Below are 19,655 nucleotides of genomic sequence, written 5' to 3'. Positions count from 1 at the left end.
CGCGCCGCGCCCGTGGGGCGAAGGCCGCGAAACCGGCCCGACTGCGACAGGGCCGGCGACTGGAAAATTCCCTCGGGGAAATTTTCGACAGCTCACCTAAAGATAAAACCCGCGAATTATACGCGGGTTCGGGGAAAAGCATAAGGGCGGCTGCAGACGGCAGGCCACAGGCGGCAGGCAAAAACAACAGCCGCTCCGACCTGTAGCCTGCCGCCTGTAGCCTACAGCCGCTCTTGGCCTGTAGCCGCTTTTATTCCGCTTCTTCGATCCAGGCAGCCTGGATGGCCTCCAGGACCTTCTCCCCGCCACGGGAAGGATCGTCGCTGAACTCCGGCAATGCCAGCACCCAGCGGTGCAGATCGACGAAGTTCACGTAGCGCGGGTCCACGTCCGGCTTGGTTTCGGTCAGCTGGATGGCGATTTCGAGCACATCAACCCATTTCAGACTCATGTCGACGCTCCGCCTCAGTGACCTTCGGACACCTGGTTGATGGTGTATTTCGGGATTTCCACCACCAGGTCCGTGTCGCCCACTACCGCCTGGCAGGACAGGCGCGAATCCGGCTCCAGGCCCCAGGCCTTGTCCAGCATGTCGTCTTCCAGCTCGTCGGAGGCTTCCATGGAGTTGAAGCCCTTGCGCACGACCACGTGGCAGGTAGTGCAGGCACAGGACATCTCGCAGGCGTGTTCGATCTCGATGCCGTTGCGCAGCGCCGCCTTCATGATGGTTTCGCCCGGCTGGGCTTCGATCACCGCGCCTTCGGGGCAGTGTTCGGCGTGGGGCAGAAAGACAATCTGCGGCATCTTCGCTTATTCCTCGATTTCGTTGAGCCGGCGACCGGCCAGTGCGGCTTTGACGGTGGCGTCCATACGGCGCGCGGCAAAGGCGTCGGTCAGCTGGGACAGACGCTTGATCTGAAGTTCGATGGCCGCGGCGTCGCTGCTGGCAGCCAGTTCGCGCAGCGAGTCCATGCCGGCATCGATGACCACGCGCTCGTCAGCGTCGAGCAGGCGCTCGCCGTCGGCGTCCAGCGCCGACTGCACGGCTTCCAGCAGGCGCTGGGCCTCGACCTGCTGCTCGCGCAGCGTACGGGCAGCCATGTCGTCGCCGGCATACTGGAAGGAGTCCTGCAGCATGCGGGCGATCTCGCCATCGGTCAGGCCGTAGGACGGCTTGACCTGAATGCTCGCCTCGACACCCGAGGACAGCTCGCGGGCGGACACGCCCAGCAGCCCGTCGGCGTCGACCTGGAAGCTGACACGGATCTTCGCCGCGCCCGCCACCATCGGCGGAATGCCGCGCAGTTCGAAGCGCGCCAGGGACCGGCAGTCCTTGACCAGCTCACGCTCGCCTTGCAGCACATGGATCATCATGGCCGTCTGGCCATCCTTGTAGGTGGTGAACTCCTGGGCGCGCGCCACCGGGATCGTGGTATTGCGCGGAATCACCTTCTCCATCAGCCCGCCCATGGTTTCCAGGCCGAGCGACAGGGGAATCACGTCCAGCAGCAGCAGCTCTTCGCCGCGCTTGTTGCCGGCCAGGGCATCGGCCTGGATCGCGGCGCCGATGGCGACCACCTGGTCCGGGTCGATATCGGTCAGCGGCTCGCGACCGAACAGCTCGCCCACCAGCTCGCGCACGCGCGGCACGCGGGTGGAACCGCCCACCATGACCACGGCGCTGACTTCTTCCAGCTCGACGCCGGAATCGCGCACCGCACGGCGGCAGGACTTGAGGCTGCGCTGGATCAGCGGATCGATCAGGGCCTCCAGCTGCGCGCGAGTCAGCTCGCCGGTCCAGCTGTCGTAGGCAACGGCAACGCTGGCGCTGTCGGTCAGGGCTTCCTTGGCCGCGCAGGCGGTCTGCAGCAGGCGGCGCTGAGCACCCGGATCGAGGTCAGCCGAAATACCGGCCTGCTCGATGATCCAGCCGGCGATGGCGTGGTCGAAATCATCGCCGCCCAGGGCCGTATCGCCGCCGGTGGCCAGGACCTCGAAGACGCCACGGGTCAGGCGCAGGATGGAAATGTCGAAGGTGCCGCCGCCCAGGTCATAGATGGCGACCAGGCCTTCGGCGTCCTTGTCCAGGCCGTAGGCCACGGCAGCGGCGGTCGGCTCGTTGAGCAGACGCAGCACATGCAGGCCGGCCAGACGCGCGGCGTCCTTGGTGGCCTGGCGCTGGGCGTCGTCGAAATAGGCGGGAACGGTAATCACCGCGCCGACCAGCTCGCCACCCAGGGTGGATTCGGCGCGCTGGCGCAGGACACGGAGGATTTCTGCCGAGACTTCCACCGGGCTCTTGGCGCCCTGGACGGTCTCGATGAAGGGCATGTGCGACTCACCCTGGGTGAAGCGGTACGGCAACTGGCCGCCCAGTTGCTTCACATCTTCCAGGCCGCGACCCATGAAGCGCTTGACCGAGATGATGGAGTTCAGCGGGTCCTGCGAGGCATTGGCGCGAACGCTCTCGCCCACCTCGATGCGGTCGGCGAGGTAGCGCACCGCCGAGGGCAGGATCACTTCGCCGCGCTCATCCGGCAAGGGTGCTGCAACGCCGCTGCGTACGGCAGCGACGAGGGAATTCGTGGTACCCAGGTCGATCCCCACCGCCAGGCGACGCTGGTGTGGCTGGGGAGTCTGTCCGGGCTCGGCGATCTGCAGTAGGGCCATGCGGTTTCTAATCAGGCTATCGGGCGCGGCAGCAGCCACGCGGATTAATCGTCGAGTCGCTCTTCCAGCTGCCGCACTTCCTGCGCCAGCTTGTCGAGGAACTGCATGCGACGCACCAGGCGCTCGGCCCGTTCACGCTGCGCGGCGTCATCCCAGCAGTCAGCGAAGTCATCGTCCAGCTGCTGCTGGGCGGACTTCAGCTGGCGCTTGAACTGCGCCACGCCGTCAAGATCGGCGCTGTCCTGCAGGTCTTCGAGGTCCTCGCGCAGCTGCATCTGCTGCAGGAGGAACTCCGGGTCCTGCACCGTGGCTTCCAGCGGCAGTGCATCGCCGCGCAGGGCCAGCAGGTACAGGGCGCGACGCGGAACGCTCTTCAGCGTCTGGTAGGCATCGTTGAGTTCGGCGGCCTTGGCCTGCGCCAGCCGCTGCTCGCGCTCGGAGGCGTCGGCGAAGCGATCCGGGTGGACGGTTCGCACCAGCTCACGATAGCGGTTGCCGAGGGCTTCCAGATCGATCCGGAAGCCCGGCTGCAGGTCGAACAGCGCGAAGTGACAGGGACTACCCACACCCAGCCTCAGACGTTGAAGCTTTCGCCGCAGCCACACTCACCGCGCACGTTCGGGTTGTTGAACTTGAAGCCCTCGTTGAGGCCTTCCTTGGTGAAGTCCAACTCGGTGCCGTCGAGGTAGACCAGGCTTTTCGGGTCGATGATGACCTTCACGCCGTGGCTCTCGAAGACCTGGTCCTCGGCTGCCAGTTCGTCGACGAACTCCAGCACGTAGGCCAGCCCGGAACACCCGGTGGTACGCACGCCAAGACGGATGCCCTCGCCCTTGCCGCGCCCGTCGAGGGAGCGGCGAACGTGGTTGGCGGCGGCTTCGGTCATGCTGATGGCCATGGGAACTCCTTACTCAACGAATCGCTTCAGAGCAGACCTTTCTTCTGCTTGTAGTCGCGCACGGCCGCCTTGATGGCGTCCTCGGCGAGTACCGAGCAGTGGATCTTCACCGGCGGCAGGGCCAGTTCTTCGGCGATGGTGGTGTTCTTGATGGATTCGGCTTCGTCCAGGGTCTTGCCCTTCATCCACTCGGTGGCGAGGGAGCTGGAGGCGATGGCCGAACCGCAGCCGTAGGTCTTGAACTTGGCGTCTTCGATGACGCCCTGCTCGTTGACCTTGATCTGCAGGCGCATCACGTCGCCGCAGGCCGGCGCACCGACCATGCCGGTGCCGACGTCCGGGTCTTCGGCATTCATCTTGCCGACGTTGCGCGGGTTTTCGTAGTGGTCGATGACCTTGTCACTGTAAGCCATGGCTAATCCTCACTTCTTCGGGGCGGGTCAGTGGGCCTGCCATTCGACCTTGGACAGGTCGACACCCTCTTTGAACATATCCCACAGCGGCGAAAGCTCACGCAGCTTGGAAACGGCTTCCACCACCTTCTTGGCGGCGTAATCGACTTCTTCTTCGGTGGTGAAGCGGCCGAAGCTGAAACGGATGGAGCTGTGCGCCAGTTCGTCGTTGCGACCTAGGGCGCGGAGCACGTAGGACGGCTCCAGCGAGGCCGAGGTGCAGGCGGAACCGGAGGAAACGGCCAGATCCTTGAGCGACATCATCAGCGACTCGCCTTCGACGTAGTTGAAGCTGACGTTGAGGATGTTCGGCGCGTAGGAAGTCGGGCTGCCGTTGAGGTACAGCTCTTCCAGGTCCTGCACCTGATCGAAGAAGCGCTTGCGCAGGCCTTCGATGCGAGCCATTTCCTGGTGCATTTCTTCCTTGGCGATGCGGAAGGCTTCGCCCATGCCGACGATCTGGTGGGTCGCCAGGGTACCCGAACGCATGCCGCGCTCGTGGCCGCCACCGTGCATCTGGGCTTCCAGGCGCACGCGCGGCTTGCGGCGCACGTACAGCGCGCCCATGCCTTTGGGGCCGTAGACCTTGTGGGCGGAGAAGGACATCAGGTCGACCTTGAGTTTCTCCAGGTCGATGTCCACCTTGCCGGCCGACTGCGCAGCGTCGACGTGCAGCAGGATACCGCGGGCACGGGTCAGCTCGCCGATGGCGGCGATGTCGTTGATGCTGCCGACTTCGTTGTTCACATGCATGACCGAAACCAGGATGGTGTCGTCACGCAGGGCGGCCTCGACCATCGCCGGGGTGATGATGCCCTCGGGAGTCGGTTCCAGGTAGGTCACTTCGAAGCCTTCGCGCTCCAGCTGGCGGCAGGTATCCAGGACCGCCTTGTGCTCGATCTTCGAGGTGATGATGTGCTTGCCCTTGGTCGCGTAGAAGTGCGCAACGCCCTTCACGGCCAGGTTGTCGGACTCGGTGGCACCGGAAGTCCAGACGATCTCGCGGGGGTCGGCATTGACCAGTTCGGCGACCTGGCGGCGGGCGTTCTCGGCCGCTTCCTCGGCCTTCCAGCCGAAGAGGTGGGAACGCGAGGCCGGGTTGCCGAAATTGCCGTCAACCAGCAGGCAGTCGGCCATTTTCTGAGCGACACGCGGATCCACCGGGGTGGTGGCGGAGTAGTCGAGGTAAATCGGCAATCTCATCAGGTAACTCCTACAGGCGGGCGTTCGCTCAGTCGATGGCGGACGCTTCAATCTTGTCGAGGCGCAGCGGCTTGCTGCCCGAGCAGCGACGCTCGTCCTGGCGCTGGGCGACCTCTTGAACTTCGCGGCGCTCGACCAGGTCGGCCAGGCTGATGCCGCTGAGGAACTCGTGAATCTGCTGGCTGAGGTCGCACCACAGGTGGTGGGTCAGGCAGGTATCGCCGGAGTGGCAGTCACCCTGGCCCTGGCAGCGGGTGGCGTCGACCGACTCGTTGACCGCATCGATCACCTGGGCAACGTGGATGCCGGTCATGTCGCGGGACAGCTGATAACCGCCACCCGGACCGCGTACGCTGACCACCAGGTTGCCACGGCGCAACTTGGCGAACAGCTGTTCCAGGTAGGACAGGGAGATACCCTGGCGCTCGGAGATATCAGCGAGAGAAACCGGGCCACGCTGGGCGTGCAACGCCAGATCGAGCATGGCGGTGACGGCATAGCGGCCTTTGGTGGTCAATCGCATGGGAACATCCGGAAGAATCGCTGGTATGGCGGAAGTATGCTCTTTTCCGACTATTTAAGTCAACTATAAGACCTATTACTTTAGTCGGATTTAGCCAGCGAGCGGCGCAGTATTCTAGCAGCAATGCTGGCGTCGGCGCATCACTGCGCCGACTGGCTGCTCTCCGGGTCTTTCACACCGGCGAAGTCCTCTTCCCGCAGCACCGGAAGGTCTTTCGCACAGTAATCGCTACCCAGAGCTGTCAGCGCCTGGCACATGCCTTCCAGGCGGCCATCGACCGCCTGCAGGTGATCGAGCAACTGGCCGATGGCGCGGGCCACCGGGTCGGGCATGTCCTGGCTGACGCCGTAGGCATCGAAGCCGAGCTTTTCTGCCATCGCCTGGCGCTTGGCCGCCTGATCCGCGTCATCCTTGGCGATGATGCGCCCCGGAATACCCACGACGGTGGCCCCTGGCGGTACCTCCTTGGTCACCACGGCATTCGAGCCGACCTTGGCGCCGGCGCCGACGGTGAACGGGCCGAGCACCTTGGCGCCCGCCCCCACCACCACGCCGTCGGCCAGGGTCGGGTGGCGCTTGCCCTTGTTCCAGCTGGTGCCACCCAGGGTCACGCCCTGGTAGATGGTCACGTCATCGCCGATCTCGGCGGTCTCGCCGATGACGATGCCCAGGCCGTGGTCGATGAAGAACCGCCGGCCGATCTTCGCGCCGGGGTGGATCTCGATGCCGGTCATCCAGCGGCCGAAGTTGGACACCATGCGTGCCAGCCACTTCCAGCCGGAGGTCCACAGGCCGTGGGCCAGGCGATGCAGCCAGACGGCGTGCAGGCCCGGGTAGCAGGTCAGCACCTCGAAGGCGTTGCGCGCTGCCGGGTCTCGATGGAAAACGCTCTGAATGTCTTCGCGGACACGCTCAAACATCGTCATCACTCCGCTTGGCAAGCTCCCCGCGGGCAGCTTTCTGGGTCTCGGTGAGAATGCCCCGCAGGATATTCATCTCCAGCTTGCTGACGCCGCTGCGGCCATACAGGCGGCGCAGGCGCGACATCAGGTGGCGCGGCTTCTGCGGGTCGAGGAACTGGATGTCCACCAGGGTCGATTCGAGGTGGGCATAGAAGCGCTCCAGCTCGTCAGAGGTCACCGGCACGCTATTGAGCATCGCAGTGGCCTCGACCTTCTCCTGCTTGGTCGGCTGTCCCTGAACGGCCAGCCAGGCCATGCGCACCTCGTAGACCAGCACCTGCACCGCCGTGGCCAGGTTCAGCGAGCTGAACTCGGGATTGGCCGGGATGTGCACGTGGAACTGACAGCGCTGCAGCTCTTCGTTGGTCAGGCCGGCATATTCACGACCGAATACCAGCGCGACCTCGCCACCCTGCTGGACGTGTTCCAGGCTGGTGGTGGCGCACTCGCGGGGATCGAGCAGCGGCCAGGGGATGCGACGATCGCGCGCACTGGTACCGAGCACCAGGCTGCAGCCGGCCAGGGCATCTTCCAGGGTGGGCACGACCACGGCCGCGTCGAGAATGTCATCGGCGCCGGAAGCGCGGGCGCTCGCCTCGCCGCTGGGGAAATCCATCGGATCGACCAGCACCAGGCGCGACAGGCCCATGTTCTTCATCGCACGGGCCGTACCGCCGATATTGCCGGGATGGCTGGTGTTGACCAGCACCACGCGAATTTTGTCGAGCAACGCGCGACTCCACAGAAAAGCGAAAAAGGGAGGGAATCCTACCGCAGCAGTGGGTCTTGCGCCACGCAGGCGACAGGTCGCTCTATGAACTCCATGGCTTTCTGCTAGAATGTTCGGCTTTCTTTAACGACCCAGGTGACCTCTCCATGCAGCCTATGCTGAATATCGCCCTGCGCGCCGCTCGCAGCGCCGGTGAACTGATCTTCCGCTCCATCGAACGCCTGGATACCCTGTCGGTCAACGAGAAAGAAGCCAAGGATTACGTCACCGAGGTCGACCGCGCGGCCGAACTCAGCATCGTCACCGCCCTGCGCAAGGCCTACCCGAACCACGGCATCGTGGGCGAGGAAGGCGGCGTCCTGGAAGGCAGCGGCGAAGGCGCCGACTACCAGTGGATCATCGACCCGCTGGATGGCACCACCAACTTCATCCACGGCGTTCCGCACTACGCCGTCAGCATCGCCTGCAAATACCGCGGTCGCCTCGAGCACGCCGTGGTCCTCGACCCGGTCCGCCAGGAAGAATTCACCGCCAGCCGTGGTCGTGGCGCTGCACTGAACGGTCGCCGCCTGCGCGTCAGCAACCGCAAGAGCCTGGAAGGCGCCCTGCTCGGTACCGGCTTCCCGTTCCGCGACAGCCAGATGGACAACCTGGACGCCTACCTGGGCATGTTCCGCAGCCTGGTCGGCCAGACCGCCGGCATCCGCCGCGCCGGCGCCGCCAGCCTGGACCTGGCCTACGTCGCCGCCGGCCGTTATGACGCCTTCTGGGAATTCGGCCTGTCCGAGTGGGACATGGCCGCAGGCGCCCTGCTGATCCAGGAAGCAGGCGGTCTGGTCAGCGATTTCACCGGCGGCCACGAGTTCCTCGAAAAGGGCCAGATCGTTGCCGGCAACACCAAGTGCTTCAAGGCGCTGCTGACCAGCATCCAGCCGCACCTGCCGGCTTCGCTCAAGCGCTGAGCCTGAGCTGCGATGCAAAAAGCCCGGTATTGCCGGGCTTTTTTGTGCCCTCCGTCAGTGCGGCGGCATTGCGTAGGAGCGGACTCTGTCCGCGATAGGCCCGCACCCTATCTCAAACCATCGCGGACAGAGTCCGCTCCTACGCCCACAGTCAAACGCCGGTAAAAGAAAAAGGCGCCCATCGGGCGCCTTCTTCGTTCCACACCTGGCGACTGCTTATTGCTGACCCAGGATCAGTCGGCCGCTCTTGTCGACCGGAATCTGCGAGCCCGGATCGCGGTCCATGCGGACCTGGCCGGCCTTGCCATCGAGCAGGTACTTCACGTCATAGCCGACCACCTTCTCGCTGGTGTCGTTGACGGTGCTGCAACGGGTTTCGGTGGTGGTGTAGGTGTCACGCTCCTGCATGCCTTCCTGCACCTTGTTGCCGGCATAACCGCCGCCGATGGCACCGGCCACGGTAGCGATCTTCTTGCCGTTGCCGCCGCCGATCTGGTTGCCCAGCAGGCCGCCGGCGATGGCGCCGATCGCGGTACCGGCAATCTGATGCTGGTCCTTGACCGGACGCTGATGGGTCACCGCCACGTCCTTGCAGACCTGGCGCGGATTCTTGATGGTTTCCTTGACCGGCTGAACCGCGAGCACTTCGGCATACGCGGGCGCGCGATCCACCAAGCTGTAGGTAGCCACGGCACCACCGGCAGTCACGCCTACAGCGCCCAGCACAGCACCGATTAGCAACGACTTGTTCATATGAATCTCCTGGTCTTTCTTCTCATTCGGGCATTGCCCTTTACCCTGCCTTGGAGCAACTCATTTGTAAGAAAGTTCCAACAATCAAGCAGGACAAAACCCACAAACAAAAACTCCCGCCGAAGCGGGAGTCTCTGCCGAAGGCCGAAAACGCTCTATTACGGGCGCTCGTCGGCTTCCTTGCTCGGCGGAGGAATCAGGTCCTCGCTGGACAGGTTCAGCCAGATCAGCACCACGTTGGCGATGTAGATCGACGAGTAGGTACCCGCCATCACGCCGACGAACAGGGCGATGGAGAAGCCGAACAGGTTGTCGCCACCGAAGAACAGCAGCGCGGCGATCGCCAGCAGGGTCGATACCGAGGTAGCGATGGTCCGCAGCAGGGTCTGGCTGGTCGAGATGTTGATGTTGTCGATCAGGCTGGCCTTGCGCAGCACGCGGAAGTTCTCGCGCACCCGGTCGAAGATCACGATGGTGTCGTTCAGCGAGTAGCCCACCACCGCCAGTACCGCGGCGAGCACGGTGAGGTCGAAGGTGATCTGGAAGAACGACAGCACGCCCATCACGATGATGGCGTCGTGGATCAGCGAGAGGATCGCCCCGAGGGCGAACTTCCACTGGAAGCGGAAGCCGACGTACAGCAGGATCCCGCCCAGCGCCAGGAGCATGCCGAGGCCGCCCTGGTCGCGCAACTCTTCACCCACCTGCGGGCCGACGTACTCGACGCCGTTGACCTTGGCCGGGTTGGAAGTGTCAGCCTTCTGCAGTGCAGCGGCGACCTTCTTGCCCAACTCCGGGTCTTCGCTGGGCATACGCACCAGCACGTCCTTGGTATCACCGAAGCTCTGCACCACGGCTTCGTGGTAGCCGGCGGCGACCAGTTGCTCACGGACCTTGGAGAGGTCCGCGGGCTGCTCGTAGCTCAGCTTGATCGACGTACCGCCGGTGAAGTCGAGGCCGAAGTTGATGCCCTTGACGAACCAGCTGCCGAGGGCGATCAGGGTCAGGATCAGGGTGGCGGCGAACGCAATGTTGCGCACGCCCATGAAGTTGATAGTACCGATCTTGATATTCATCTCTGGCCCCTTAGATCCACAGCTTCTTCACGTCGCGACCGCCGTAGATCAGGTTCACCATTGCGCGGGTGACCATGATGGCGGTGAACATCGAGGTGAGAATGCCCAGGGACATGGTCACGGCGAAGCCCTTCACCGGGCCGGTGCCCATGGCGTAGAGGATGCCGCCGACCAGCAGCGAGGTCAGGTTGGCGTCGATGATCGCGGTGAAGGCGCGGTTGAAGCCTTCGTGGATCGCCCGCTGGGTCGACATGCCGGATGCCAGCTCTTCCCTTATTCGGGAGAAGATCAGCACGTTGGCGTCCACCGCCATGCCCATGGTCAGCACGATACCCGCGATACCCGGCAGGGTCAGGGTCGCACCGAGGATCGACATCAGCGCCACCAGCATGACCATGTTGAAGGCCAGGGCGACGGTGGCGATCACGCCGAAGAAGCGGTAGATGACGATGATGAACAGGGACACGAAGACCATGCCCCAGAGGGAGGCGTCGATACCCTTGGCGATGTTGTCCGCGCCCAGGCTCGGGCCGATGGTGCGTTCTTCGGCGAAGTACATCGGCGCGGCGAGACCACCGGCGCGCAGCAGCAGGGCCAGCTCCGAGGATTCGCCCGGAGCATCCAGGCCGGTGATGCGGAACTGGTTGCCCAGCGGCGACTGGATGGTCGCCAGGCTGATGATCTGCTTCTCTTCCTTGAACGCCGGAACCGCGACTTCCTGCTCGACGCCGTCAACCACCTGCTTGGCGTAGCGGGTGATCGGCTTCTGCTCGATGAACACCACGGCCATGCTGCGGCCGACGTTGTTGCGGGTCGCACGGTTCATCAGCTCGCCACCGTGGCCATCCAGACGGATGTTCACCTGCGGGCGGCCGTTCTCGTCGAAGCTGGCGCTGGCGTCGGTGACCTGGTCGCCGGTGATGATCACGCCACGTTCCAGCATCGCCGGCGGACGGCGCGGCTCACGGAACTCGAGGGTTTCGGTGGTGGACTTGAGCGCGTCCGGCTCGGCGGCCAGGCGGAACTCCAGGTTGGCGGTCTTGCCGAGGATGCGCTTGGCTTCGGCGGTGTCCTGCACGCCCGGCAGCTCGACGACGATGCGGTTGGCGCCCTGGCGCTGTACCAGCGGTTCGGAAACGCCCAGCTCGTTCACGCGGTTGCGGACGGTGGTGAGGTTCTGCTTGATCGAGTATTCGCGGATTTCCGCCAGCTTGGTCGCGGTCATGGTCAGGCGCAGGACCTGCATGCCGTTGCGCTCGCTCTGGTTGACCTCGAAATCGCGGTAGTCCTTGGCGATGATCGCCTTGGACTTGTCCAGGTCGGCCTCTTCGGTGAAGCCCAGCTGGATGCCGCTGTCCTGCACCGGCAGGCTGCGGTAGCGCACGCGCTCTTTACGCAGCGCGCTCTTGATCTCGCTTTCGTAGACCTTCATGCGCGCATCGACGGCCTTGTCCATGTCCACTTCCAGCAGGAAGTGCACACCACCGGACAGGTCCAGACCCAGCTTCATCGGGTGGGCGGCGATGTTGCGCAGCCAGTTCGGCGTGGTCTGGGCCAGGTTCAGGGCGACCACGTAGTCGTCACCCAGCGCGCGGCGAACGATGTCCTTGGCCGGCAGCTGGTCTTCCTGTTTCACCAGACGGATCAGGCCGCTGTTCTTGCCCAGCGAGCCGGCCTTCACGGCGATGCCCGCGTCGGTCAGCGCCTTGCCGGCCTTGTCGACGTCGGCCTGGGTAATCTGCAGCGCGGTGCTCGCGCCGCTGATCTGGACGGCCGGATCGTCCGGATAGAGGTTGGGTGCGGAATAGATGAAACCGACGGCCAGGACCGCCAGGATCAGCAGATACTTCCACAGGGGATACTTGTTGAGCATGACACCGCCCGTTATGACGCGGGGCGCATCTTGCGCCCCGTCGGTTGGGTTTCTATGGGGTGGATCAGATCGCCTTCAGGGTGCCTTTCGGCAGGGTGGCGGCGATCGCGGCCTTCTGGAACTTCAGCTCGACGTTGTCGGAAACCTCGACGACGACGAAGTCATCAGCCACCTTGGTCACCTTGCCGGCGATACCGGCGGAAGTGACGACTTCATCGCCCTTCTGCAGGCCGGACAGCAGGTTCTTGTGCTCTTTCGAGCGCTTGGCCTGGGGACGCCAGATCATCAGGTAGAAGATGACCAGGAAACCGACCAGGAAAATCCACTCGAAGCCGGTGCCGGCCGGACCGGCAGCAGCAGCGGGTGCCGCGGTGTCAGCGAAGGCAGCGGGGATCAGAAAACTCATGGGTAACTCCTGTCACAAAGCTTTTTCGAAAGGATGAGGTCAGTCCGCCAGCGGCGGCACGGGTAGGCCGCGCTTGGCGTAGAAGGCGTCGACAAAGTTCGCCAATGTACCCTGTTGGATTGCCTCGCGCAAACCAGCCATAAGCCGCTGATAATGCCGCAAGTTGTGGATGGTATTGAGCATGCTGCCGAGCATTTCGCCGCACTTGTCCAGGTGGTAGAGGTAGGCGCGGGAGAAGTGCTTGCAGGTGTAGCAATCGCAGCTCGGGTCAAGCGGAGACTCGTCGTGCTTGTGCACCGCGTTGCGGATCTTGATCACCCCGGTGTCAACGAAAAGGTGGCCATTGCGCGCATTGCGGGTGGGCATGACGCAGTCGAACATGTCGACGCCCCGGCGCACACCTTCCACGAGGTCCTCGGGTTTGCCCACACCCATCAGGTAACGAGGTTTGTCAGCCGGCATGTGCTGGGGCAGGAAGTCCAGCACGCGGATCATCTCTTCCTTGGGCTCGCCCACCGACAGGCCGCCGATGGCCAGGCCGTCGAAGCCGATTTCCTGCAGGCCTTCGAGCGAGCGCATGCGCAGCTCTTCGTGCATGCCGCCCTGGACGATGCCGAACAGCGCCGACGGGCTGTCACCGTGGGCGGCTTTCGAGCGCTTGGCCCAGCGCAGCGACAGCTCCATGGAACGCTTGGCCACGTCGAACTCGGCCGGGTACGGCGTGCATTCGTCGAAGATCATCACGATGTCCGAACCCAGCGCGCGCTGCACGGCCATGGACTCTTCCGGGCCCATGAAGACCTTGGCGCCATCCACCGGCGAGGCGAAGTACACGCCCTCCTCCTTGATCTTGCGCAGCGCGCCCAGGCTGAACACCTGAAAACCGCCGGAGTCGGTGAGGATCGGCCCTTTCCACTGCATGAAGCCATGCAGGTCGCCGTGCTTCTGGATCACTTCGGTGCCCGGACGCAGCCACAGGTGGAAGGTGTTGCCGAGGATGATCTGCGCGCCGATGCCCTCGATGTCGTGCGGGAGCATGCCCTTGACGGTGCCGTAGGTGCCCACCGGCATGAACGCCGGGGTTTCCACCACGCCGCGAGGGAAGGTCAGGCGGCCGCGACGGGCCTTGCCTTCGGTGGCCAGCAGTTCGAATGTCATGAAGCTCATGGATCAGTCCTCGGGGCCGCGCGGTGCCGGATTGCGGGTGATGAACATGGCGTCGCCGTAGCTGAAGAAGCGATAGCCCTGCTCCACCGCGGCCGCGTAGGCGGCCATGGTCTCCGGGTAGCCGGCGAAGGCCGAAACCAGCATCAGCAGCGTGGATTCGGGCAGGTGGAAGTTGGTCACCAGGGCGTCGACCACGTGGAACGGCCGCCCGGGGAAGATGAAGATGTCGGTGTCGCCACTGAACGGCTTGAGCACGCCATCGCGGGCGGCGCTTTCCAGCGAGCGCACGCTGGTGGTGCCGACGGCGACCACCCGACCACCGCGCGCCTTGCAGGCGGCCACGGCGTCGACCACGTCCTGGCTGACTTCCAGCCATTCGTTGTGCATGTGGTGGTCTTCGATGCGCTCCACGCGTACCGGCTGGAAGGTGCCGGCGCCCACGTGCAGGGTGACGAAGGCGGTCTCCACGCCCTTGGCGCGGATCGACTCCAGCAGCGCCTCGTCGAAGTGCAGGCCGGCGGTCGGCGCGGCAACGGCGCCGGCACGCTCGGCGTAGACGGTCTGGTAGCGCTCGCGGTCGGCGTCTTCGTCCGGCCGGTCGATATAGGGCGGCAGCGGCATGTGGCCGACGCGCTCGAGCAGCGGCAGCACTTCCTCGCTGAAGCCCAGCTCGAACAGCGCATCGTGGCGCTGCAGCATCTCGGCCTCGCCACCGCCATCGATGAGGATCTTCGATCCCGGCTTGGGCGACTTGCTCGAACGCACATGGGCCAGTACGCGGTGGCTGTCCAGCACGCGTTCCACGAGGATTTCCAGCTTGCCGCCGGAAGCCTTCTGGCCGAACAGGCGGGCAGGAATCACCCGGGTGTTGTTGAACACCATCAGGTCACCCGGCTTGAGGAAGCCGAGGATGTCAGCGAATTGCCGATGGCTGAGCTCGCCGCTTGGGCCATCCAGCACCAGCAGACGGCTGGAGCGGCGTTCCGCGAGCGGGTGGCGGGCAATCAGCGCCTCGGGCAGATCGAAATGAAAGTCAGCGACGCGCATGGAAGGAGCTATCTCGAAGGGGCGCACATCTTACTGGAAATGCCCATTTCTGACCATTCGAGCCGATTGACCGGCGCAGAGCCTCTCCCTATACTGCCGCGCCATTGCCTCGGTGGCGGAATGGTAGACGCGGCGGATTCAAAATCCGTTTCTGGCGACAGAGTGAGAGTTCGAGTCTCTCCCGGGGCACCATCCTTCTTCTTCTTTCGGAAGGACACCACTTGAAAGCCCGCTGCTCAGCGGGCTTTTTCGTTTCTGGCCACCAGGGCCTCGATGAAGGCCGCCAGCGCCATCGGCTTGCCGAACAGGTAGCCCTGCAGCACATCCACCCCACGCTGCGCCAGGTAGTCCCACTGCTCCTGCGTCTCCACCCCCTCGGCGACGATCCGCAGCTCCAGCTTGCCGCAGAGTTCGACGATGCTGTCGAGGATGTGCAGGGACAGGGCATCGACACCGATCATCGCCACGAAGCTCTTGTCGATCTTCAGCGCGTCCACCTTGAAGCGGTGCAGGTAGGCGAGGCTCGAATTGCCGGTACCGAAGTCATCGATGGCCAGGTAGATGCCCTGGGCATGCAGGTTGTCGAACAACTCGTCGGTCACCTCGCTAGAGGCGATCAGCTCGCGCTCGGTCAACTCCAGGGTCAGCTCCGGCCGATGGGGCAGGAAGCGCGACTTGAAATCGCGGCAATCGTCCAGCAGGGTCGGATCGCTGCAGTGCGATGCGCTGATGTTGAAGCCCAGGTGGAACCCCTCTCCCAGCAGCTGTCCGTGCGGCGCCAGGGCATCCGCCACCTGCTGCATGAGATCCCGGGTCATCGGCACGATCAGCCCGGAGCGCTCGGCCAGGGGGATGAACAGGTCCGGGCCGACCATGCCTTCGCGCGGATGGATCCAGCGCATCAGCACTTCGGCGCCGATCCAGTGACCGTCCCTGGCATCCACCAGCGGCTGCAGATAGGGGACGAACTCTCCTGCCATCATCGCGCGTTCCAGTTCCAGGCTCGGCGTGGCCGAGCGACCCCATAGCCAGAAACAGACCACGCCGGAAACCCCACCCAGCGCAAGCATCAAAGCCACCAGCGGCAGCGAGTCCTCGCGAATGTGTTGCCATTGCGCGCCAGCCGGGAAGCCGCCGATCACCTGGTAGGGATAGCGCTCCGAAGCCAGTTCGACATGCCCCAACGGCAGGGGCGCCGGCTCCCCCTCGAAGACCCGCCCCTCTTCATCCATCCATTGCCGGCCGACCTGCAACTGCAGGTCGCTGCGCTGGTCGACCAATTGCAGGGTGTTGCTCAGGTAGCGTCCGTCCACCGTGGCCAGCGCGGCATAGCGCCCCTCGACCCGCCGCAGGATCAACAGGGCGGAATCCGGCGTCACCTCGTTTCCCGCCATCATGCGCAACTCGCCCGCGACGTAGAGGTCAGGCTCCAGCCGCGCAGCGAAGCCGCCGAACAGCGAAGTGCAATAGATGTTGTCGTCGCGGGTCAGATTGACCGAGCGGACGAACGGCACCACCGCGACCTGCTCGCGCAGCACCAGCGTCGCATGATCGCAGCTCGAGTCGGTATGCAGCAGCGCCACCCGCGCGGCACCGGTAGCGTTGCCCAGCATCACGTCGAACAGGCGTACCGCCTCGGCGGCGGCCGTCTGGGCTTCAGCAGAAAGGCTGCGCAAGGTCTGCCAATAGATCAGGACGTTGCCCAGCACCATCGGCAACAAGGCCATGGAAAGCGAAAACACCAGGCGAGGCAGCAGCCGGCGTCGGGTATAACTGCGTAGCGGCATCCTTGTTCCTTGCTCGACGGGCGCCGCGAGCTGCGACGCATTGCCACTCCCCCCATGGGCAGCCGGCCTCCTCAGCTTAGAACAGCCGCCGGCGGGGCACGCCCGAAGTACGGAATCCGTATAATCCCCGCCCCATCGCTCCGTTCGTCTCCGAAAACGCCCGTCACAGAAACCGACCGTCACAGAAGATGCCCATGCCCAAGCCGCAGCAGCTCCAGCCCGCGGGAAGCTTCCCGCCCGCCACGCTCATCCGCCGTTTCGCCGCGATGTTCTACGACTTCCTGCTCTGCGTGGCGCTGATGATGGTGGTCACCCTGGCTTACCAGCAGGGGCTGCTGCGTCTGATCTATGGCAGCGAGAAGCTGCGTCAGCTGGCCGACCAGGGCGGGCTGATCGGCGATCCGCTGCTGTCGAGCCTGCTGTTCGTCAGCGTGTTCGCCTTCTTCGCCAAGTTCTGGACCCACAACGGCCAGACCCTGGGCATGCAGGTCTGGGGCATCCGCGTGCAGAACGCCAATGGTTCGCCGATCAGCCTGATGCAGGCGCTGCTGCGCTTCGTCATCGCCATCGGCTCCTGGGCCTGCCTGGGCCTGGGCTTCCTCTGGATGCTCTGGGACAAGGACAAGCGCACCTGGCAGGACCGCTACTCGGAAAGCGTGGTCATCCAGATTCCCAAGGACGTGCGCAAGGCGGCCCAGGGGCGCCGCTGAGCACCAGTCTCCAGACACGAAAAAGCCGGCGATCGCCGGCTTTTTCGTTGTCGCCACAGCGCGGTCAGCCCGCCCTGCGCAACAACAGCATGCCGAGCACCGCACAGATCGCCGCCGGCACCACCACCGCCAGCAGCGGCGGGAAGTTGAACACCTGACTGGACGGGCCGAGCAGGTCCTGGGCGATGCGGAAGGTGAAGCCCACCAGCACGCCGGTGAACACCCGCTGGCCGAGGGTCACGCTGCGCAGCGGACCGAAGATGAAGGAGATCGCCATCAGCACCAGGGCGGCGGTCACCAGCGGCTGCAGGATCTTGGTCCAGAACGCCAGCCAGTAGCGGTTGGAGCTCAGGCCCTGTTCCTGCAGGTAATGGATGTAGCTCCACAGGCCGGTGATCGACAGGGCATCCGGCTCCATCACCACGGTGTTGAGCAGTTGCGGGGTGAGCTGGATATTCCACGCTTCACTGGCCTGAGTGACCACTTCACTGCGCTTTTCGGCACTGTGCAGCACGGTGGTCGTCACATCCTGGAGCACCCACTGGCCGTCCTGGAATACCGCCTGGCGCGCGAAGCTGGCGGTCTGCAGGCGACGGTTGTCGTCGAAGTCGTAGCGGGTCACGCCCAGCAGCACGCCATCCGGACGCACCACGTTGATGTGGATGAACTCGTGGCCCTGACGGTGCCACAGGCCCGACTTGGAGCTCTGCGAGCCATTGCCGCTCTGGGCCAGGGCACGGCCGCTCTGGGCCATGGTTTCGGTCACCGGCACGACGTACTCGCCGATCAGGATGCCGACGCACATCAGCACCAGCATCGGTTTCATCACCGCCCAGACGATGCGCTGCAGGGACACCCCGGCCGCGCGCATGATGGTCAGCTCGCTGTTGCTGGCCAGGGTCCCCAGGCCCACCAGGCAGCCGATCAGCGCGGCCATCGGCAGCATGTCGTAGCCGCGGCTGGGGGCGGTCAGCAGGACGAACTTGAGCGCCTCGCCCAGGGTGTAGGTGTCGCTGATCTGCCCCAGCTGGTCGACGAAGGCGAACAGCTCGGCGAGCCCGAGGATGACCCCGAGCACGGCGAGAATGGACACGAAGACGGTGGTACCGATGTAACGATCCAGCTTACGCATGCTTCAGCACTCCGCCCGATCTGGCCCGTCGGGCGGCCAGCTTCAGCCGTAGCGGCTCCCAGTACAACAACAGCAGGCCGATGGCCAGGAATATCCCGTGGATCCACCACAGCCCCAGGGCCATGGGCACCTTGCCCTTGTCGAGCATGCCGCGGCCGGCGATCAGCAGCGCCAGGTACGCCATGTACAGCAGCACGGCCGGCAACAGCTTGAGGAAACGGCCCTGGCGCGGGTTGACCCGCGCCAGCGGCACCGCCAGGAAGGTCACCACGAATACCAGCAGCGGGATGGAAATGCGCCACTGCAGCTCCGACTGCATGCGCGGGTCATTGCTGCCGATCAGGTCGGAGGTGGGGATGGCGTCGCGATCGTCGATCTCGCTGCTCACTTCCGGCTTGGGCAGCAGCACGCCGTAGGTGTCGTACTTGATCTCGCGGTAATCCGCCTGGCCGGGCGTACCGTCGTAGCGGTAGCCGTCCTTGAGGATCAGGTAGCGGCTGCCGTCAGGGTGGATTTCCTGCACGCCGGTGGCGCCGACCAGCACCGAAGTGCCGCCGTCCTTGCCATTGCTGGGGCGGTTCTTGTCGGAAATGAACACGCCGCCCAGCTCGGTCCGCTCGTTGGCCAGGGTTTCGGTGTAGGTCACCCGCGTGCCATCGCGCATCGACTGGAAGCGCCCCGGCGCCAGGGTGTCGAATTCGGTCATGGCGTCCTGCTTGTTCAGCAGCAGCTGCATCTGGGTGATGCCCTGGGGCGCCAGCCAGAAGCTCAGCCAGGCCACCAGCAGGGCGATGAACAGCGCCGGCGCCAGGGTGATGGCCAGCAGGCGCTGCTGGCTCATGCCGGTGGCGGTGAGCACGGTCATCTCGCTGTCCAGGTACAGCCGGCCATAGGCCAGCAGGATGCCGAGGAACAGGCCCAGCGGCAGGATCAGTTGCAGAAAGCCCGGCAGGCGCACGCCCATGATCATGAACAGCGAACCCGGATCGAGCAGGCCTTGGGCCGCCTGCGCCAGGTACTTGATGAAACGGCCGCTCATGATGATCACCAGCAGCACGGCGCTCACCGCGCTCATGGTGATCAGCACTTCACGGGACAGGTAACGGAAGACAATCAAACCGGACACTCCAGGGTTGTCACTTTCAGGCGGCTACGCTCAAACTAGCCGCCGTGAAGCATTGCCGGGTGCGCGCGGACGCGACCCAGCGCAAATAGCCGGCATTATCCTGCGATTCGCCAGGCCTGTCACTGCGCAGTCCATCTTCATTCGCAGACCCTTCTGCTCTTTGTCCCGGGGACACTCA

The 19,655-nt window shown here is 64.5% G+C and carries 21 protein-coding genes and 1 tRNA gene; 3 read left to right on the top strand and 19 right to left on the bottom strand.

The window, feature by feature from the left end; all coding sequences use genetic code 11:
* Window positions 1-250: 250 nt before the first annotated feature.
* From iscX to trmJ, 10 genes are all read right to left on the bottom strand, one after another.
* Window positions 251-451 (bottom strand): Fe-S cluster assembly protein IscX, encoded by a 201-nt coding sequence (iscX, locus tag HNP46_RS17420; RefSeq protein WP_184591209.1) that lies wholly within the window; start codon window positions 449-451, stop codon window positions 251-253.
* A 14-nt stretch (window positions 452-465) separates the two neighbouring features.
* Window positions 466-804: an ISC system 2Fe-2S type ferredoxin gene (gene fdx / locus HNP46_RS17415; RefSeq protein WP_184591207.1), complete on the bottom strand. Its 339-nt coding sequence runs from the start codon at window positions 802-804 to the stop codon at window positions 466-468.
* Window positions 805-810: 6 nt separating this feature from the next.
* On the bottom strand, window positions 811-2,670 hold the full coding sequence (hscA, locus tag HNP46_RS17410) for a Fe-S protein assembly chaperone HscA (RefSeq protein ID WP_184591205.1): 1,860 nt from the start codon (window positions 2,668-2,670) through the stop codon (window positions 811-813).
* 44 nt (window positions 2,671-2,714) lie between these two features.
* Window positions 2,715-3,236: a co-chaperone HscB gene (hscB, locus tag HNP46_RS17405; protein ID WP_184591203.1), complete on the bottom strand. Its 522-nt coding sequence runs from the start codon at window positions 3,234-3,236 to the stop codon at window positions 2,715-2,717.
* Window positions 3,237-3,244: 8 nt separating this feature from the next.
* Window positions 3,245-3,568 carry an iron-sulfur cluster assembly protein IscA gene (gene iscA / locus HNP46_RS17400; RefSeq protein ID WP_184591201.1) on the bottom strand — a complete coding sequence of 108 codons (324 nt, stop codon included), beginning with the start codon at window positions 3,566-3,568 and terminating at the stop codon, window positions 3,245-3,247.
* 26 nt (window positions 3,569-3,594) lie between these two features.
* Window positions 3,595-3,981, bottom strand: a complete 387-nt coding sequence (iscU, locus tag HNP46_RS17395) for a Fe-S cluster assembly scaffold IscU (protein ID WP_184591198.1) — start codon at window positions 3,979-3,981, stop codon at window positions 3,595-3,597.
* A gap of 27 nt (window positions 3,982-4,008) precedes the next feature.
* A complete protein-coding gene (locus HNP46_RS17390) occupies window positions 4,009-5,223 on the bottom strand; it encodes an IscS subfamily cysteine desulfurase (protein ID WP_045210541.1) in 1,215 nt (404 codons plus the stop codon).
* Window positions 5,224-5,251: 28 nt separating this feature from the next.
* Window positions 5,252-5,746 (bottom strand): Fe-S cluster assembly transcriptional regulator IscR, encoded by a 495-nt coding sequence (iscR, locus tag HNP46_RS17385; RefSeq protein WP_088419609.1) that lies wholly within the window; start codon window positions 5,744-5,746, stop codon window positions 5,252-5,254.
* Window positions 5,747-5,886: 140 nt separating this feature from the next.
* Window positions 5,887-6,666 (bottom strand): serine O-acetyltransferase, encoded by a 780-nt coding sequence (cysE, locus tag HNP46_RS17380; RefSeq protein ID WP_184591196.1) that lies wholly within the window; start codon window positions 6,664-6,666, stop codon window positions 5,887-5,889.
* Window positions 6,659-7,438 (bottom strand): tRNA (cytosine(32)/uridine(32)-2'-O)-methyltransferase TrmJ, encoded by a 780-nt coding sequence (gene trmJ / locus HNP46_RS17375; protein WP_184591194.1) that lies wholly within the window; start codon window positions 7,436-7,438, stop codon window positions 6,659-6,661. Before trmJ ends, cysE begins: the two co-directional genes overlap by 8 nt.
* Window positions 7,439-7,584: 146 nt before the next feature.
* On the opposite strand from trmJ, the gene suhB reads away from it, so the two are divergent.
* Window positions 7,585-8,400 carry an inositol-phosphate phosphatase gene (suhB, locus tag HNP46_RS17370; protein ID WP_184591192.1) on the top strand — a complete coding sequence of 272 codons (816 nt, stop codon included), beginning with the start codon at window positions 7,585-7,587 and terminating at the stop codon, window positions 8,398-8,400.
* A gap of 216 nt (window positions 8,401-8,616) precedes the next feature.
* On the opposite strand, the gene HNP46_RS17365 is transcribed toward suhB, so the two are convergent.
* The 6 genes from HNP46_RS17365 to queA form a co-directional block, all read right to left on the bottom strand.
* Window positions 8,617-9,153, bottom strand: coding sequence for a glycine zipper 2TM domain-containing protein (locus HNP46_RS17365; protein WP_184591190.1), 537 nt, complete (start codon window positions 9,151-9,153; stop codon window positions 8,617-8,619).
* A 158-nt stretch (window positions 9,154-9,311) separates the two neighbouring features.
* Window positions 9,312-10,229 (bottom strand): protein translocase subunit SecF, encoded by a 918-nt coding sequence (gene secF / locus HNP46_RS17360; protein WP_184591188.1) that lies wholly within the window; start codon window positions 10,227-10,229, stop codon window positions 9,312-9,314.
* 10 nt (window positions 10,230-10,239) lie between these two features.
* Entirely contained in the window at window positions 10,240-12,102 is a 1,863-nt protein-coding gene (gene secD / locus HNP46_RS17355) for a protein translocase subunit SecD (RefSeq protein WP_184591186.1), read from the bottom strand.
* Between the two features lie 64 nt (window positions 12,103-12,166).
* Window positions 12,167-12,508 (bottom strand): preprotein translocase subunit YajC, encoded by a 342-nt coding sequence (gene yajC, locus HNP46_RS17350; protein WP_184591184.1) that lies wholly within the window; start codon window positions 12,506-12,508, stop codon window positions 12,167-12,169.
* Between the two features lie 39 nt (window positions 12,509-12,547).
* Complete coding sequence (gene tgt, locus HNP46_RS17345; protein ID WP_184591329.1) at window positions 12,548-13,666, bottom strand: tRNA guanosine(34) transglycosylase Tgt; 1,119 nt, start codon at window positions 13,664-13,666, stop codon at window positions 12,548-12,550.
* Between the two features lie 12 nt (window positions 13,667-13,678).
* Window positions 13,679-14,722, bottom strand: coding sequence for a tRNA preQ1(34) S-adenosylmethionine ribosyltransferase-isomerase QueA (gene queA / locus HNP46_RS17340; protein ID WP_184591182.1), 1,044 nt, complete (start codon window positions 14,720-14,722; stop codon window positions 13,679-13,681).
* A 106-nt stretch (window positions 14,723-14,828) separates the two neighbouring features.
* Between queA and HNP46_RS17335 the strand changes: the two genes are divergently transcribed.
* Window positions 14,829-14,914: transfer RNA gene (locus tag HNP46_RS17335), tRNA-Leu, on the top strand.
* Window positions 14,915-14,958: 44 nt separating this feature from the next.
* Here the strand turns inward: HNP46_RS17335 and HNP46_RS17330 are convergent.
* Window positions 14,959-16,509, bottom strand: a complete 1,551-nt coding sequence (locus HNP46_RS17330; RefSeq protein WP_184591180.1) for an EAL domain-containing protein — start codon at window positions 16,507-16,509, stop codon at window positions 14,959-14,961.
* A 194-nt stretch (window positions 16,510-16,703) separates the two neighbouring features.
* On the opposite strand from HNP46_RS17330, the gene HNP46_RS17325 reads away from it, so the two are divergent.
* Window positions 16,704-17,219 (top strand): RDD family protein, encoded by a 516-nt coding sequence (locus HNP46_RS17325; RefSeq protein WP_184591178.1) that lies wholly within the window; start codon window positions 16,704-16,706, stop codon window positions 17,217-17,219.
* Window positions 17,220-17,283: 64 nt separating this feature from the next.
* On the opposite strand, the gene lptG is transcribed toward HNP46_RS17325, so the two are convergent.
* Window positions 17,284-18,351: an LPS export ABC transporter permease LptG gene (gene lptG, locus HNP46_RS17320; RefSeq protein WP_184591176.1), complete on the bottom strand. Its 1,068-nt coding sequence runs from the start codon at window positions 18,349-18,351 to the stop codon at window positions 17,284-17,286.
* On the bottom strand, window positions 18,344-19,468 hold the full coding sequence (gene lptF / locus HNP46_RS17315; protein WP_184591174.1) for an LPS export ABC transporter permease LptF: 1,125 nt from the start codon (window positions 19,466-19,468) through the stop codon (window positions 18,344-18,346). Before lptF ends, lptG begins: the two co-directional genes overlap by 8 nt.
* Window positions 19,469-19,655: the final 187 nt, after the last annotated feature.

The organism is Pseudomonas nitroreducens, assembly GCF_014204515.1.
GTDB lineage: Bacteria > Pseudomonadota > Gammaproteobacteria > Pseudomonadales > Pseudomonadaceae > Pseudomonas > Pseudomonas nitritireducens_A.
Note: the sequence above shows the minus strand (reverse complement) of the source record. Positions and strands in the feature narration are given on the sequence as shown.